The organism is Paenibacillus sp. cl6col (assembly GCF_900102125.1).
Lineage (GTDB): Bacteria > Bacillota > Bacilli > Paenibacillales > Paenibacillaceae > Paenibacillus_B > Paenibacillus_B suaedae.
The window spans coordinates 1-15,388 of record NZ_FNAZ01000019.1 but is presented as its reverse complement, the minus strand read 5'-3'; the positions used below and the strand labels follow the sequence as shown (position 1 = coordinate 15,388).

Genomic DNA, 15,388 nt, shown 5'->3' with positions numbered 1-15,388 from the left:
AGGCAACAACGATGTCAGTCCAATTAAAAAAATTTCTGAAAGCCACTACTCTGCTAACCGTTCTTGCGGTCGCGCTTGTCGGATGCGGAAGCAAGTCATCATCCAATGCGGGTTCCACTAATGCGCTGGAACACATCAAGCAATCCGGAAAAATTAGAGTCGGGCTTATGGGTACCTACGCCCCATATAACTTCATCAATGACAAGCGCGAGGTCGATGGCTTCGATGCCGATATCGCCAAGGCAGTCGCTAAGCATATTGGTGTGGAAGTTGAGTTCATTACTGGTGAATTCTCGGGTCTGATCGAAGGATTGCAAAAAGATAAATACGATGCACTGGTCAGCCAAGTAACCATTACGGATGATCGCAAGCAGAAGATGGACTTCTCTACTCCGTATGTGAAAAATGCGGTAAATGTCATCGTCAAGAGTGACAATACGTCCATTCAGAAGCTCGAAGACTTCAAAGACAAGAAGATTGGTGTCGGACTTGGAACCAATGACGAGAAGTACTTGCGTGATGTAGCTATGCCTAAGGTTGGAAACTTTGAAATTGCCACATACAACGATGTCATTACATCCTTGCAGGATTTGAATGTTGGCCGTATTGATGCGACGATTAACAATGTATTTGCACTCAAGCCGCTGATTGACAAAAATCATTTCGACGTGAAGGCAGTTGGAGAGCCAATTAAAGAGGATGTAGCAGGTATCGCGATTCGTAAAGATAACCCAGAGCTGTTAGCTGCCATTAATAAAGCACTAGAAGAAATGAAAGCAGACGGTACATTCAAAGAAATCTTCAAAAAATGGTTTGATGTAGAACCTAACATTTAAGCCAGTCCGGGAAGGTGCAAGAGATGGAACTCGTTATTCAAAACCTAGACTTTCTATTAAAAGGCGCTTATTACACACTGCTGATTACGATCGTATCCATGTTCTTTGGACTCCTCATCGGATTGGTTGTCGCCGTAGCTCGCTTAAAGGGAAATAAGTTCGTCCGCAATGTCGCAAGAATATATGTGTCCATCATTCGCGGAACGCCTGTATTGGTGCAAATCTTCATTATCTACTATGGACTACCCGACTTCGGGATCACACTCGGGCCGCTCAACGCGGCCTTTATTTCACTTAGTATCAACATCAGTGCTTACTTGTCCGAGACGTTCCGCGGTGCCATTCTTGCTGTATCCAGCGGACAGACAGAGGCTGCCCAATCCCTTGGGTTGACGCCGTGGCAGACGATGTGGCGGGTTGTGCTGCCGCAGGCTGCACGTGTAGCGATTCCCCCAATGGGCAATACGTTCATCGGCATGCTGAAGGAGACCTCGCTCGTATCGATCGTGACGGTAACCGAGCTGCTGCGCACCGCGCAATTGTTGATTGCGCAGTATTACGTGGCGATGCCATTTTTCATCGCGATTGCCATTATGTATTGGGTAATGAGCCTGAGCTTCTCCGCGATTCTGAACCGAATCGAAGCTCGCTTGTCGAAAGCCTACTAAGGACGTGAGATCATCATGATTGAGGTAAAAAAACTAGGAAAAAGCTTCGGCGAACTGGTCGTGTTCCAAGATATTGATCTGCAAGTCCGTTCTGGTGAAATCGTCGTACTCGTCGGGCCCAGCGGATCTGGCAAGAGCACGCTGCTGCGCTGCTTGAATGGCTTAGAAACTCCTGATTCCGGATCCATACAGATCGGTGATGCGGTATGGAATGCTGCGCTGGACGCCTCTTCCAAGAAGAAAGCCGTACAGCGTATTCGTACATTAACCGGAATGGTATTTCAGTCGTTCAACCTATTCCCTCATATGACCGTGTTGGAAAACGTCACGATGGCTCCAACCATTGTGAAGAAGATGAGTAAGGCTGACGCCGCAAATATTGGGGAGACACTTCTTGAAAAAGTAGGCCTCCTCCACAAAAAGGAAGAGTATCCATCTCGCCTGTCTGGGGGTCAGCAGCAGCGTGTCGCCATTGCTCGCGCACTCGCGATGCAGCCGCAAATTATGCTCTTCGATGAACCGACTTCTGCACTTGATCCCGAACTAACAGGTGAAGTGCTGGCGGTGATGAAGAAGCTGGCAGCAGAAGGCATGACCATGATCATCGTGACACATGAGATGAAATTCGCCAGAGAAGTTGCGAATCGCGTCATCTTCATGAGCGACGGTGTTATTCAGGAGGAAGGAACTCCTGAGCAATTTTTCGATCAGCCTAAGACGGAGCGTGCCCGCAAGTTCTTGCGTCAGCTCGCCAGTGAACCAGACACGATCTCATAAGACGAACAGAAGCTCGGAATGATCTGGTCGTTACGATAAGATACGAATTCTGCAAAGGGAGTGTACAGCATGAAGTTCGACAAAGCAGCGCATCTGGCCAATGTCGCGGAACGGGCTCGTTCCATTATGGAAAGAGAGAAAATAGAAGCGATTGTGGCAAGCGGCTGCGAAAATTTCTATTACTTGTCGGGCCACCCCAGCACATTTATGTATACGCTGCGCATGAGTGAAGTCGCATTGGCCGTTATGTTCCGCGATCCATCGCGCCAGACGGTCATTATTATGAATGAGTTCGAGGCGGCTGGCGTTCCGAATGACCTTCCACAATGCGAGCAGCGAACATACCCGACCTGGGTCGATGTCGATGATCCACTTGGCTTGCGGGGTGATAAGTATGAAGGAAGACGCCCCGTCAATCATCAAGTTCAGGAGATGTTCGGCTTGCTCCAACACGTGCTCGCTGACTACGGAATAAGTACAGGCAAGATTGCAGTTGAACTGGGCTCCATGAAATACACAGCTGCACAAGCACTGCAAGAAGCTCTGCCGAATGTCGAACTGACGGAAGCCAGCGCGATCTTCACTGAACTGCGTATGCTCAAGACTCCATGGGAGGTTGAACAGCTCCGCCAGAGCTGTGCATATGCCGAGATTGGCATCACAGAAGCGAGCAAGGGCATTCACATCGGCAGCTCAGCAGCTGAGATCGCGGATGCGTTCCGGCTCGCGCTGCTGACTCATGCGAACGGCTCCCCTTCCCGCTTCCATATGATATCTGTGGGTGACCATTTCGCACCTGCACATATTTTTGATACAAGACCCGGCCAAGCTGGTGACGTTATAAAGTTCGATGTTGGTGTAGATGTTGGCGGCTACGGTTCGGACATCGCCCGTACCTTCGTGCTCGGCGAACCATCCGATACAGTAAAGCGAATCTACAACGCGCTGCGAACTGGACATGATCATCTATTGAAGATCATCGAACCTGGTATGCCGATGAAGCATGCATTCAACGATGCCATGTCTATTATCCGACAATCTGGTCTGCCTACCTACAATCGAGGTCATTTAGGCCACAGTGCAGGTCTTAGCTTGGCAGCTGAAGAAGCACCATTTCTAAGCCCGTCCGAGAACACGATATTCCAGCCAGGCATGGTGATTTGCTTGGAGACCCCTTACTATGGCTATGGCATCGGCTCAATCATGATCGAGGATATGGTGCTCATTATAGAGAACGGAATCGAGCGGCTGAACACATTATCCCGGGATCTGATAGCTCTGTAATTCTCAGGCCCAGCATCTGATACCAGCAGCTTGGCTGCATACCAATCAAGGTCAGGAACGCAGCAATCCGCTGTATCCTGACCTTTTTATATCTCTGCAATATATCCCTACATATCAACACCAATTGATCGATTAATCATAATTGCCCCATCTTTTGTAGCGTATGGTGACGTTGCATGTAGCATGTGATCCTTAGTTTTTTGTGGCGGTGGTCAATGCCATAACTTCCCTCGTAACGTCCGCCACCAGCTGTGGTTCATCATTGATGACCATATGCCCGCTCTTCATAGCCACAATCAGCTTGCTGTTCGTTGAAATGTCCAGCATTCTCCGCTGGCCTGCCTGCCAGATTTCCTCAAGCTTCTTCGCGCTTTGTTCTGAAATGCCTGCATTTGAGAAAGGGTGTGGAATCCCTCGTGGAATCACTCTTACCGGTATATCTCCCAGCTTCTGTCCACGAATCGCATCTTCCGTGCTCCCAAGCAGCTTCACTTCCTCCTCAACAGCATCGAAATAGCTTGGCTTCGCAATCACATTGATGAACTGCGAACGCTTTTCCTTTGCAACCAGCCCTTCCAGCAAGGAATCTTGGAACAGGCGCAGCACGCCTGAGCTCTTCATAAGTCCAAGTAAGAAAGCGGATGGCCTTTCTTGATTGGTTTCCTGCGCATAGATTGATGCTGTTTCCCGCATGTAATCCTCTGTTCTAGCGTCAATTAACACTAACCCGGTCACTTCTTCCCGATAGGTCTGAGCAAATAATCGCGCATACATACCGCCTAAGGAATGCCCAACTAGGATGTAAGGCCCCTTAATTCCCTCTTTGTCGAGTGCTTCATGCAGTTCCTTCACAATATGTTCTCCTGTTCGTTCCGTACGTGCCTTCGTACTCCAGGCATAACCTGCACGATCATACGTCACAACAGTGGCAAATGGGGCAAGCTGTGCGGGAATGTCCCCCCAAGATAAACTCGTCTCCCCGCTTCCTGCTTCCATAATGATGATAGGAACACCTTTCCGGCTCTCGCCAGTACGCTGCAGATGAAGCTGGTAATTGCCAGAGTCAATCTGAATAAGCTTGCCCTGCATAGGGAAGGCTTGCTCTCCGAGCTTCGAAGCAATCATTTCATACACAAATCCTGAACCAATCAGAATGATGAGGAACAAAAAAGAAAACAATAACCCTTTTTTCCAACGTGCCTTCCCTTTGGTCGTGTTGCTTATGAGCTCGCTCGGCATGCCGTATCCCTTCCTTCTCTATTTATTTAGTACATTGTATTAAAAAGGAGTATAGCATGCTGTATAAAAACGGTAAAGTGTGTATAATAGGGGCATGCCAAAAATAGTTGATCATGAAAAACGAAAAAGACTGGTTGCCGAAGCGGCCATTCGCGTCATTCAACGCGAGGGGCTTGATCATGCAACCGTTCGAACGGTCGCGATAGAAGCAGGATTGTCCGTTGGTTCCTTGCGTCATTATTTTTCTTCACAAGTTGAGCTATTTGCCTTTTGTATGAATATTTTTCGCGAGCAGGTGGAGGAACGGTTATCCACGCTTGTGCTCGATGATCGAATACTTCCCAGCCTGCTTCAGCTTCTGATGCAGTTCCTGCCTATCGACGAAGACCGAAGAACCGAAATGGAAGCATGGCTGTCCTTCACCTCCAAAACGCTCACGCATACCGAGCTTCAGCACTTAAGCAATGAGTTGAACGATGGGATTTATTATGTTACCAAATACGTGATAGACCTACTGCAGGAGAAGAAGTTGGCCAAGCCAGATCTCGACTATGAGATTGAAATTGAGAAATTATATGCGCTACTTGATGGGCTCGCCCTTCACCTCATCCTTCATCCGCAGCGCTTGCAAGTCGAGCGTGTTGAGCGAATTCTGAATGAGCATCTTCAGTCATTGTGCATCAATCAAGCGAATTAAATTAGAGATGAATACGAATTGAATATTCACGATAATGATTCTATCAGGGGAACGATATCTCTTAAGATAAGGCTCTTTTCGTAAATAATGTTGCTTTATTGCGTAAGAATTTTATCCTTATTGATTTTGTGAGATTTTTACGCATAATTGTAACTAAGGGAGAGGATTCCAAGTTGAGCAAACAGAATATCAGCACTACAGTTTCAGGGGATTTAATTGTTACCCATCTAATTGGCAAGATTAAAACAGATGATGTTTATGAATGGTTTAATGGTTTTGAGCAGGTTTGTCAGCAATTCATTTCCGAGGGTCGGAAATACAAATTGTTGGTGGATAGAAAAGGATACACGCCAGATCATTTTTCTGTTCAAAAAGCATGGAAAGATAAGTTCTTCAATGAAACCATTTTGAATCACAGTAAGGCAATTGCGTTTCTCCTTGAAGAAGGGGAGATAATGAATTATTTACAACAATCCAATACAAAAGAATCCGTAAAATTTTTTGATGATTATGAACAAGCATTAATTTGGTTGAATGAATATCCAATATAAAACCTTTATTGAACCAGTTGTCTCAATCAACTGGTTTTTTATGCCTGTAATGTTGCCGTTGTCATAAAAATCACTTGCTTACAAGCTCCCAACACCATTAGTTGTCTATATACTTCGTAACCACACCATTAAAGCGTTCCATCCATTTCTTTAACCGCTAGTGATAGGTATGGATTTCTATTTCTTCTGCAATTTTAGGCAGTGTATATTGCTCCAACCATATTAGCAATATCAGCTTTTGCCTCTGAAAATAACGTATCTCTAATAGCCTGAAATAATGAATGTTGCTCAGACTTTGTTAAATCTCTAAAATCGCCGTATACAGATTGCCAATTCATTGTGAGTCAGCTCTCTACAAACGAATGTTCTGGGTCTATTATTTCGCAGGCTCTCTAATAGCAACAATATTTCAGAAAAGAGCCTAAGAAAAAGAGGCCTATCCTCACCACCAGTCAGTGACATGAGGATCAGCCTCTCTATTCCACTATTCTATTTCACGAATTCTACTTGATACCCGTTCGCCTTCAACTGATCAACGACCATATCTTGGATCACGTAATGGCCTGCACCTACAACGACAAAGTGCGTCGAGGAGCCTTCTTTATCCAACAGCTCCATCAGCTTCTTCGCCATGTTCTTGTCGCGTTCGCCAAACAAGCGCTTTGCCGAATCCGTTTGTGTCATCTCTTCCGTGCTAATGAAGGATTTCGTGAACTGATCCAGGTCCGCCTTCACCCACAGCTTCTGCCAAGATTGTAACAGCTCCATGGACTTATCCGGCTTGCCTGTTGGTGTCAACATTTGATCCATTGCATCATTCAATTCCTTCTCTTGCGTCGCAGCTGGAACCTTACTGAAGACATCAGCTTGGAACTTTAAGCCTTCCAGCTCATGAATTGGCTTGCCAGTAAGCACTGCCGAATTGGTGAAGTAGGAATCAATGCCAAGCGCAGCAGCTTGCGCCATCTCTTCTGCGGCCCCAGTCATGCCAGCAAGCGTAAGGCTATTCGATACGGCCCATGGCTTGAAGCCGTCAAAGACATCCTTCGGCAGCTGCATTTGCTCCAATACCTGTTGCAGCTTCGCATAGGTTTCCTTCGAGACATGATCCTTCAATGTTGTACCGTCTGCATACGCCATCGATTGTGTGAAGTAGTCCATATCTTTGTTGCCTAGCAAATTAACTTCAACCCACAACGAATCTGCCTGCTTGAAAGCATCCCGCACACTCTTCTTCATCGGATACATTTCAGTAGTGCCGACATGAATCGATCCGAGCAAGTAAAGTGTATTTTGACCTTTCGTTGCCTTCCAGAGAAGCCCCTTCGCTCCACCGTCAACAGCATCATACGTGTACTCTACAAGACGGCTTGCCATCACAACCGCTTGCTCTACCGTACTTGGCTTGTCTAGGTCAAGGCCTTTGCCCGTTCCGTTAACAATCCCTTTCTTCTGGAAGAAAGCAATTGGCTCATCCGTTCCAATTTGAATGGATTCAGGCAATTCGTATTGATCCAATACCCCGTATACTGCATTGATTACCGATTCTCTCGTAATGACTTTCTCGGTTGCCGGTACTGTGAACGTATTCTTTTTCTTTAATTCCAGTGCATCCAGCTTCGCAGAAGTTGCCTTCAAGAGTGCTTGGAACTTGTCTGTTGTGATCGGCTGTTGGAAACTACCGTCTGTGTACCACGTCAGTGGGAATATTCCGTACTTTTCTCCCTCATTCAGAACGCTGATCGACCAAGAACTTACTTGCGGAGCTTCGACCGGCGCTTGATTCGCCTGTGCCGGAATGACAAATCCGAGCATTGCAACTGAAGCAACTAGACCGCTGGCCAGACTACGTTTGATCTTATCCCATTTGCTAGTCTTCACCAAGATTCCCCCTTTATAGCATATATGTATATCTACAAACCCTACCGATTATAGCGCTTAACCTATCGGAAGGCAATAAAATCCTAGGAGATTGTAAACAAAATATTAAATATCTTTATGTAACAAAATTGTAGGCTTCCTAAAAATAATATAGAATCAAGCTATCTGGTTTTTAATGGAGTGGCTGTAATGAATATAGCGATATGTGATAACGATATAAATGTTGCAAATGATATTGAGGAACTACTTTCAAACATGTCCGGAATGGAATTCTCCAGCGATGTGTATTATAGTGGCGCTGACTTGCTAAGATGCTTGCAGGCTGGGTCACATTATCATATTTATCTGCTTGATATTGAAATGCCTGGCCAAAATGGAATTGAAATTGCTTCGGTTATCCGGGAGCAGGATCGAAATGCGATCATTATCTTTATCACAGACCATAAAGAATATGTATATGAAGTTTTTGAAGTTTTGCCGTTTCGCTTTTTAAGAAAGCCTGTAACTGCTCAAAAGTTGTCCCCCATCTTGCTGGACGCTGCGGAACACATCAAAGTGTCGAAGCAGCTATTCTTTTTTCAGATCGGGCATGACAAATACCAGCTTCGCTGCAGTGACATTCTTTATTTTGAAGGGGCAGGAAGAAGGGTAATTATCCATACCAATCGAGATACCTATGAGTTTTACGGAAAAATCACGGACATCCTGTCTGGGCTGGATACGAATCTGTTTTGCCGGATTCACGCCTCATTCTTAGTGAATATGGAGTACATCCGCTCCATTAACAAAATGGCTATTCATTTGCAAAACGAAGCGCAATTGCCGATCAGCAAGCGCTATCTGAACGAGGTGAAACAAGCACATCTGTCCTTCATAGAACGGAGAAGCGGCAATCCATGACTTATTTTCAGACAACTACCGATGCGATCATTTTTGGGCTTGAAGTCGTTCTTAGCATGATCGAGATTCTATTTATACTGCGTCTCTTTAACAAAGTGTTTGGAGAGGCTCGGATCAATCACATCAAGCTGTATGCAGCAGCCGCTATTGCAATGCTGGCTATAACATGCGGTTTGCGAATGATTCTGAATCCCGTCCGCCCTGCGGCGCTTCCACCCATCACCGTACTATGCAGTATGTTCTTTTTACTATGCTATCCGCCGAATCGCCAAAAAAAGGTGTTATATATCGGGATACTTTTAACGGTATCCTATTTCTGGATTCTATTATACGATTTGATTGTTACACCAATTGAAGATAAGAGCATTTGGCTAACACTTATTCTATGTCACGTAGGTTTTTATCTGTTATTGGAACTTATCCGAAAAACGGACAGAGGGAAACAGTGGTCTATCCCTTTTCATCTTTGGCTTTTACTTATGGCCATTACCGTAGCCAGTACGGCAGCACTAGGCGTTATGGAATATTATATTTCCAAGAGGGAGGATCCCTACTCGCTGACCGTGGAAATTCCAATTAGTCTCATATTTTTGTTCATTAACCTTTCGCTGTTTGTGGTTTTTGATAAATTCTCTACTCTAATGCATACAGAACGGGAGAACACCATGCTGGAACAGCAGGTGCAATTACAGCATAGGTATTACAAGGAACTAGAGGCCGCCCATCAGCAGGTTCGGGCACTGCATCATGATATGGGGAATTATATCAGATCTGCCGAGCAGCTGGCGGCAAAGCAGGACAACAACAACGAACTCATTGGCTTTTTAAACGCTGCATCCGGCCAGCTCAAAGAAATTGAAACCGTGATTTCAACCGGGAACCAATACTTGGATTCCATATTGAACATCAAAATCGCCGAAATGCTCCACGAGGGAGTCACCGTAGAGACAGATATTCATGTACCTTCCGGCTTAAAGCTGTCATTCGAACAAGCCGTCATTATCGTTGGGAATCTGATGGATAATGCGAGAGAGGCGTGCAGGGAATTACAGTGTGGGGAGCGTTGGGTTCGCATCAACCTGTCCTACATCAACCACACGCTATTCATCCGCATTGAGAATTCAGCGAGCCCCATTCAGAAATGGGACAACGGATTGCCTGTGTCTACGAAGAACGAACCGTTTTTCCATGGATTAGGATTAAAGAACGTGAAGAAAGCCGTGGATGAACTTGGCACCATGGATGTAGAAAGCTCAAACCATTCTTTCCTAGTTCGGATTGCTTTGTATGACAGGTAACCCAATTTTGACAAAAACCCCGTCGATTTTTTACAAGTGCATAATCTCTTAGGGATCGAGTGCTACAATCTGAATGGTTGCAGCACTCTTTTGTGTGCGAACGATTTTGTTTGTAGGTTATTGATTATTAGTTTGGCAAAAAAGGAACGGGGGATCACGATGCGTAACAAGAAAAATATACTCCTGATTGGCGGACTGGCGGCAGCATTGCTTCTGGGCGGTTGTTCATCAGGCATAATAACAAACCAGATTGTAGAAAGTGTCCAAGGTCTTGAGGAATTAGAAGATACAGCCAATTTCGTGAATGAGACCGTACAAAACGCTGTCTGGGACGAAGTCGCTACAGAGATTGAGGAAGATGAAGATGTGCAAAATATAGAATGGGACGATGTCAAGGATCGTATGGCACAAAAAAAACAGAAAATAGAAGTTCACTCCATTACCGATGGCAGTCTATTGCATACGATCACAGACAATAAGCAAATCTTCGCATTTACAAAAAACCTCCATATTGAGCGTTGGAAATACCTTCGTTCCATCCCGGAAGATGCGAAGGACTTGCTTGTCTATGTAACTTGGTCGGAAAAGACGAAAACCGTGTTTGGCAAAAATACGGGGGAACTTTACGAAACCAGCCGGAACACGTTATACAAGAATAAGGATGGATACTATATGGTAATGGAACCTCTACCTTCCCTTGCCACCATCCGCAAGTTCTACTCTAAAGTGCCTGCGAATGTAGCAGAATATCTGCTCTCTGTTGCAGTGGCGGCCAATAAATAAACGAACGCTGTTAGACTGACCTGAGAAATTGGAACAGCGACAGCTACGGACGAAATAAATAAAGTCCTAGACTGTCGCTGTTCCATTGCGTTAGCGTAATAGATTCTCGTTAGTTTGTTGAGTCAAAATATTCTGATAAAATCCCCACTAAAACTTGCTTATAATCGTTAATATGATAGGAAGAGTTGTCCACTTTTTTCTTAGCTATATGTAAGCCATTAAATATTTCTTCTTCTAATTCCCTTCTTGCCTTAAGAACTTGCAGAGTTCCTTCTAACCCTTTGTAACTCTGCTTTTTTCCATACCCTTGGCTTGTATAATATTCTATAAATCCCTCTGACCATTCTTGAGGTCTTTCTTTTACAGCCTTTCTGAAAGAATGTTCAAGATCGTTCTGTTCTACGTATATCAACAATGGATTCAGTTGCTCCACAATTGTTGCCAGTTCTATGACATAACTTATAACGTCTTCCTTCTTTGCAGCATATTTAATCATCCCCATAGTTACAGGATTTTGTATAAAACAACAATCAAAAACAAAGGTGTCTGTACCATTCAAAACACTCTCCGTAAACTTCTTCCATTTCTCTGTTATCAGTTTCCTGTTCAGATCTAGTGACAATTCATACACATCATTTTTGAATACTGCATGTAGCAATTCATCTGGAAAACGTGAATCGTATTCGTTTTTTACTTTCCGATATTCTAGGAAGTAATTGTTACCATCTTTAATCATACGATTACTCAACAAATCTTTGAACTGTTCGTGGGTACTCAATAATTCATCGAATTCATTTTTCTTAAAAAAGGCGACTCCGTCATAATCAGCAGGATGATCTAGATCTCCTTCTAAAAACAGCTGAGATTTAATGTTCATTTCCGTAAGAATTTCATGAACTAGTTCAGCAGTTGTTGTTTTCCCGGATCCTGGCAACCCCTCAATCAAGACTAACTTCGATCTCATAATATAGTTCCTCCATTCGTTATTAGGAGGATAAGCAGGTAAGAATCAATAGAGATGCGGTTTCCCGCGAAAATAAAAGCGGATACCATCAGGTATCCGCAGAATGGGTTTATGATATACCTTTCCCTGCATACCCTGTAAGATTAAAGAAAAGCATGCCAAATAACATAGTGTAGCACTATTACAGGCATCTTTTCGAATTGTTAATCTTTACAGAGTAATCAACATGATAAGGTTTAATGCTCCTTTGTTTGCATCTCTATTGTTCAGATTAACATTACGCATAGATAAATACAAGTAGGGGCTTTTCATACAAACCTACCCATTAGCTTAACAAAAAGAGCAGACTATCGTCGCCTGCTCAATAAAGTGTGTTATTCAACTATCGTACCCGTTAGCGTAACCATGCAAGGTCATATAAAAAAAGTTAAACTGTTTTTATAGTGCTATACAAGGCTTAACAGCAGTGAGCTAGTCCTCTTGTGTGCGAGCAGGCAACAGAATACTCCACTCCAAGCCGGTAAATAATTTATCAGTAACTTTTCGTGTAAGTGTGAGCTGCTTCGGTATATGCTGCATGCCATCAACGAGAGCAAAAGAGTAATTATCTAATGTGTGTGTCATACGGTCGTCTTCAACGTTCTTGTAATTGCTAGAACCACTATGACTAATGTACAGTGAATAGACTTGACCTGTTTCATCCGTTGCTACCCATTGATCATCTTCAAAGTTATTACGAAATACGCCAGATACGATTAGTTTCAACGAAGTCCCTTTGCCCAGCTTTACATAAGGCCGCGAATCTTCAAATCCATCTACTTTCATCACTGTAAGTTCATCGCCGTGTGCCTTCCATATAACGGGATGTGATGATAATTGCTTCATATTGACCGTAACCGATTCCGAAGAATGTACGGGAAGGTTGTAATTCTTCACAACGATTCGAGCCGGATCAGGCACGTTGTCCCTAATGTTATACATCGTATATATACAGGTGATTAAATCAGACGAATCCTTGTTGTCATTACGACAGTACACGTTGTCTAAGCTGCTGCGATAATCCTCATCCTTATCGTTGGCCGCATAATTCACTCTACCAATCATATTTCCATGTTGATCCTCTAAATAAAAACCTAGCTGGTGATAGTCATTCAGATGAATGGGATCTGATGGACGTACCGCCGCTAGAGAAATCTTGGTTTGAAATTCGATTTGATATGCGCTGGCATGATAAATCAATTTCGTAGCTTCAATCTGCGTTCCATCTGGCGATGTATATTTAGCGTCGTGCAGTGGGATCACTTGCATCTTCTTTCTCGCCAACGTTATGTCAATCTCCATGGAAAAGCTCCAATCTCCATGCAACAAATCATTGAATCTAGGTTTGTCCGAAGCATGGCCAATATGGTCAATTTTTCCATTCATGTGAATGGTATCCGTTTCAGGCGTATTAACAAAACTTATTTTTGCAATACGATACCCAGAGTTAACATATCCTGTATCTTTCAACTCAGGTAAAAAATCATTTCCTGTCACACGCGCACCTAAAGATTTCCCATTCGCATCCGTAAATGCAATCAAGTCCCTATCAAACATATCGTTGACCACTTTTCCACTTGGGTCGGTTAGACGATACGCAATGAGTGCTCGGGCCGTATCGACGACAACTTCCTTGATCTCAAGCGTATATCCTTTGTCACTCACCTTAATATTTGCAAAGTGATGAATGCCTAAATTCTCCGAGTGCAACAAGCTTACATCGACAGTATCCGTCGTGCTGAATAAAGATTTAATCCAATTCGCAATCGTCGGCTGCGCGAAACTCATGGAGAGGAGAACCAGCAGTAATCCTGCGGCAGTAACCAGTGGCCAACGAATACGCAGCTTCCGACGGAACCACCCCCTGTAATTCTCACCATCTTCTGAAATTTGTTGCTCCTCTATAGAAGCGCTGTCAGTAGAGAGAATACCAGCCATGACCTGCGCGGTGAAATCCTCGTCAGGTTGTGCATGAAATAGTGCGTCCTTCAACATCTGGCCTTCCTCAATACATGCCTCCAACCGAAGGCGACATGCTATACATCCTTCGATATGTTTCATCACGGTACCCAGTTGTTTCTGGATCATTAACTCCTCAATACGTTCTTGATTGATGCAATTCTGTCCCATATATATACGCTCCTTTCTGCTCGATGCGGCGTTTCAGTGATTGTTTGCCACGGTACAATGCATTTTTGACTTGATGCATGTTCAATCCTGTTACTGCACACATTTCTTCATAAGTAAGCTCTTCGGTATAGCGCAATAATAAGACCAACCGTTGTATATCGGGTAATTGCAACATCAAGCGATGAATGTCTGCTTTGGACTCAGCTTTCAAGTAGATATGTTCAGGCGTATCCACTTCGATGAAATTATCTGTATCCAGTTCAATCAGGGTCAATGCTTTACGCTTAAATTTATCCTGGAATGTGCGAACAACAATGGTATATAGCCATGCGGCAAAGCTCTTGCCTGATTCATGTGACCCCAGATTACGGTATGCTTTCATGAAGGCCTCTTGGGCGGTATCTTGTGCATCCTCGTGGGTCGCGCCCATCCCGACTAAGATCCCATACACTTTCTGTTTGTATTTGTTGACCAAATCAGCGAACCGTTCGGGCTTACCATTAAGAATAAGGGTGATGATATCATCATCTGTCTGATTACAGCTCATAACTTTCTCCTTCCTCATAAAGTTGGTACATCTATATAGACGAGTATTATGTTCTGTTTTTCTCACCTATTTGAAATTCGAGGTAATTCCTCATTATTCCATTACCATTATCCTGCCGGTTAGCGCAACGTGGCTGCCGATCCATCACGGCAGCCACGTTTTAGTTATTTATTAAGCTATCGTGTCCCGTTAACTTAGAGGTGCTTCGTTTATATTACGAGTTATTAGTGAGAAAGTTCGTCAATCGCTTGAACAGCTAGTTCTAACGCTTTAATTCTTCTTTCCAGGAGTGTTCTTTGGGGACTACCAGTCTTTGACTTAGCATAACTGTTTTCAATTGATGGAAATAAACCAGTAATAACATTGCGAGCTTCTGCTAAATCTCCCTGGGTATAATGATGGGGGCTTTGATTCCAAACGTTTTCTAGCAAAGCTAAGCCGATGTAAATAGCTCTGAGTCGTTTCTTCACTAGAGTAGCACTTGCACCATTTTGAGTCATCTGGGACAAGGCATTCTCTAGTTTACTGATTGTCGATTGCAAAGATTTTATTGATTCCTGCTTATCTACATTTGATACGTGTTCCATGTTAGAATTGTCCTTTCTTCATACCTTTTCGAAGTAAACTGTCCGTTAGTGAAACAAAGGCATCCGATCATTATGACCGGCTGCCTTCGTGTCTGTATTCAACTATCGTTCTCCGTTAGAATTCCTGTAATACGAATAATTGGGTGGTTGAACAAAAACGAGCGCCTCGGTACGATGGGGTTGTGCACGAGGTCATTGCCTCAATAA

The 15,388-nt window shown here is 44.0% G+C and carries 16 protein-coding genes; 9 read left to right on the top strand and 7 right to left on the bottom strand.

Translation table 11 applies throughout. From position 1 onward, the window contains the following. Positions 1-11 precede the first annotated feature (11 nt). From BLS15_RS27700 to BLS15_RS27685, 4 genes are all read left to right on the top strand, one after another. Entirely contained in the window at positions 12-836 is an 825-nt protein-coding gene (locus tag BLS15_RS27700) for a transporter substrate-binding domain-containing protein (protein WP_021253726.1), read from the top strand. Between the two features lie 23 nt (positions 837-859). After that, positions 860-1,504 carry an amino acid ABC transporter permease gene (locus BLS15_RS27695; protein ID WP_021262238.1) on the top strand — a complete coding sequence of 215 codons (645 nt, stop codon included), beginning with the start codon at positions 860-862 and terminating at the stop codon, positions 1,502-1,504. 15 nt (positions 1,505-1,519) lie between these two features. Further along, positions 1,520-2,281 (top strand): amino acid ABC transporter ATP-binding protein, encoded by a 762-nt coding sequence (locus BLS15_RS27690; protein WP_028532561.1) that lies wholly within the window; start codon positions 1,520-1,522, stop codon positions 2,279-2,281. Positions 2,282-2,350: 69 nt separating this feature from the next. Then, positions 2,351-3,565 (top strand): M24 family metallopeptidase, encoded by a 1,215-nt coding sequence (locus BLS15_RS27685; RefSeq protein WP_090514755.1) that lies wholly within the window; start codon positions 2,351-2,353, stop codon positions 3,563-3,565. 192 nt (positions 3,566-3,757) lie between these two features. Here BLS15_RS27685 and BLS15_RS27680 read toward each other — a convergent pair whose 3' ends face one another. Continuing rightward, a complete protein-coding gene (locus tag BLS15_RS27680) occupies positions 3,758-4,690 on the bottom strand; it encodes an alpha/beta hydrolase (RefSeq protein ID WP_254777418.1) in 933 nt (310 codons plus the stop codon). Between the two features lie 208 nt (positions 4,691-4,898). On the opposite strand from BLS15_RS27680, the gene BLS15_RS27675 reads away from it, so the two are divergent. Together BLS15_RS27675 and BLS15_RS27670 are read left to right on the top strand one after the other, a co-directional pair. Further along, complete coding sequence (locus BLS15_RS27675; RefSeq protein WP_028532558.1) at positions 4,899-5,501, top strand: TetR/AcrR family transcriptional regulator; 603 nt, start codon at positions 4,899-4,901, stop codon at positions 5,499-5,501. Positions 5,502-5,599: 98 nt separating this feature from the next. After that, entirely contained in the window at positions 5,600-6,052 is a 453-nt protein-coding gene (locus tag BLS15_RS27670) for a SpoIIAA family protein (protein ID WP_081819892.1), read from the top strand. Between the two features lie 194 nt (positions 6,053-6,246). On the opposite strand, the gene BLS15_RS29185 is transcribed toward BLS15_RS27670, so the two are convergent. Next, positions 6,247-6,390 carry a hypothetical protein gene (locus BLS15_RS29185; protein ID WP_155987276.1) on the bottom strand — a complete coding sequence of 48 codons (144 nt, stop codon included), beginning with the start codon at positions 6,388-6,390 and terminating at the stop codon, positions 6,247-6,249. A gap of 151 nt (positions 6,391-6,541) precedes the next feature. After that, positions 6,542-7,933 (bottom strand): TraB/GumN family protein, encoded by a 1,392-nt coding sequence (locus tag BLS15_RS27665; protein WP_028532556.1) that lies wholly within the window; start codon positions 7,931-7,933, stop codon positions 6,542-6,544. A gap of 189 nt (positions 7,934-8,122) precedes the next feature. On the opposite strand from BLS15_RS27665, the gene BLS15_RS27660 reads away from it, so the two are divergent. The 3 genes from BLS15_RS27660 (at position 8,123) to BLS15_RS27650 (ending at position 10,914) form a co-directional block, all read left to right on the top strand. Next, positions 8,123-8,833, top strand: a complete 711-nt coding sequence (locus BLS15_RS27660; RefSeq protein WP_021253734.1) for a LytR/AlgR family response regulator transcription factor — start codon at positions 8,123-8,125, stop codon at positions 8,831-8,833. Next, the gene (locus BLS15_RS27655) at positions 8,830-10,131 is read left to right on the top strand and encodes a sensor histidine kinase (RefSeq protein ID WP_090514745.1); all 1,302 of its coding nucleotides are present in this window, start codon (positions 8,830-8,832) and stop codon (positions 10,129-10,131) included. The genes BLS15_RS27660 and BLS15_RS27655 overlap by 4 nt, the downstream gene beginning before the upstream one ends. A gap of 159 nt (positions 10,132-10,290) precedes the next feature. Next, complete coding sequence (locus BLS15_RS27650; RefSeq protein ID WP_090514741.1) at positions 10,291-10,914, top strand: hypothetical protein; 624 nt, start codon at positions 10,291-10,293, stop codon at positions 10,912-10,914. A gap of 109 nt (positions 10,915-11,023) precedes the next feature. On the opposite strand, the gene BLS15_RS27645 is transcribed toward BLS15_RS27650, so the two are convergent. From BLS15_RS27645 to BLS15_RS27630, 4 genes are all read right to left on the bottom strand, one after another. After that, a complete protein-coding gene (locus BLS15_RS27645) occupies positions 11,024-11,878 on the bottom strand; it encodes a P-loop NTPase family protein (protein ID WP_090514738.1) in 855 nt (284 codons plus the stop codon). A gap of 471 nt (positions 11,879-12,349) precedes the next feature. Further along, a complete protein-coding gene (locus BLS15_RS27640; protein WP_090514734.1) occupies positions 12,350-14,047 on the bottom strand; it encodes a DUF4179 domain-containing protein in 1,698 nt (565 codons plus the stop codon). Then, positions 14,013-14,594 (bottom strand): RNA polymerase sigma factor, encoded by a 582-nt coding sequence (locus BLS15_RS27635; protein ID WP_090514730.1) that lies wholly within the window; start codon positions 14,592-14,594, stop codon positions 14,013-14,015. The genes BLS15_RS27640 and BLS15_RS27635 overlap by 35 nt, the downstream gene beginning before the upstream one ends. 224 nt (positions 14,595-14,818) lie before the next feature. Next, a complete protein-coding gene (locus BLS15_RS27630) occupies positions 14,819-15,181 on the bottom strand; it encodes a hypothetical protein (protein WP_090514725.1) in 363 nt (120 codons plus the stop codon). Between the last annotated feature and the right edge of the window lie 207 nt (positions 15,182-15,388).

Bases quoted from the DNA above. Each gene is read 5' to 3' on its own strand.
- BLS15_RS27700 (WP_021253726.1), top strand. From the start codon at position 12: ATGTCAGTCCAATTAAAAAAATTTCTGAAAGCCACTACTCTGCTAACC.
- BLS15_RS27695 (WP_021262238.1), top strand. From the start codon at position 860: ATGGAACTCGTTATTCAAAACCTAGACTTTCTATTAAAAGGCGCTTAT.
- BLS15_RS27690 (WP_028532561.1), top strand. From the start codon at position 1,520: ATGATTGAGGTAAAAAAACTAGGAAAAAGCTTCGGCGAACTGGTCGTG.
- BLS15_RS27685 (WP_090514755.1), top strand. From the start codon at position 2,351: ATGAAGTTCGACAAAGCAGCGCATCTGGCCAATGTCGCGGAACGGGCT.
- BLS15_RS27680 (WP_254777418.1), bottom strand. From the start codon at position 4,690: ATGATTGCTTCGAAGCTCGGAGAGCAAGCCTTCCCTATGCAGGGCAAG.
- BLS15_RS27675 (WP_028532558.1), top strand. From the start codon at position 4,899: ATGCCAAAAATAGTTGATCATGAAAAACGAAAAAGACTGGTTGCCGAA.
- BLS15_RS29185 (WP_155987276.1), bottom strand. From the start codon at position 6,390: ATGAATTGGCAATCTGTATACGGCGATTTTAGAGATTTAACAAAGTCT.
- BLS15_RS27660 (WP_021253734.1), top strand. From the start codon at position 8,123: ATGAATATAGCGATATGTGATAACGATATAAATGTTGCAAATGATATT.
- BLS15_RS27655 (WP_090514745.1), top strand. From the start codon at position 8,830: ATGACTTATTTTCAGACAACTACCGATGCGATCATTTTTGGGCTTGAA.
- BLS15_RS27650 (WP_090514741.1), top strand. From the start codon at position 10,291: ATGCGTAACAAGAAAAATATACTCCTGATTGGCGGACTGGCGGCAGCA.
- BLS15_RS27645 (WP_090514738.1), bottom strand. From the start codon at position 11,878: ATGAGATCGAAGTTAGTCTTGATTGAGGGGTTGCCAGGATCCGGGAAA.
- BLS15_RS27640 (WP_090514734.1), bottom strand. From the start codon at position 14,047: ATGGGACAGAATTGCATCAATCAAGAACGTATTGAGGAGTTAATGATC.
- BLS15_RS27635 (WP_090514730.1), bottom strand. From the start codon at position 14,594: ATGAGCTGTAATCAGACAGATGATGATATCATCACCCTTATTCTTAAT.
- BLS15_RS27630 (WP_090514725.1), bottom strand. From the start codon at position 15,181: ATGGAACACGTATCAAATGTAGATAAGCAGGAATCAATAAAATCTTTG.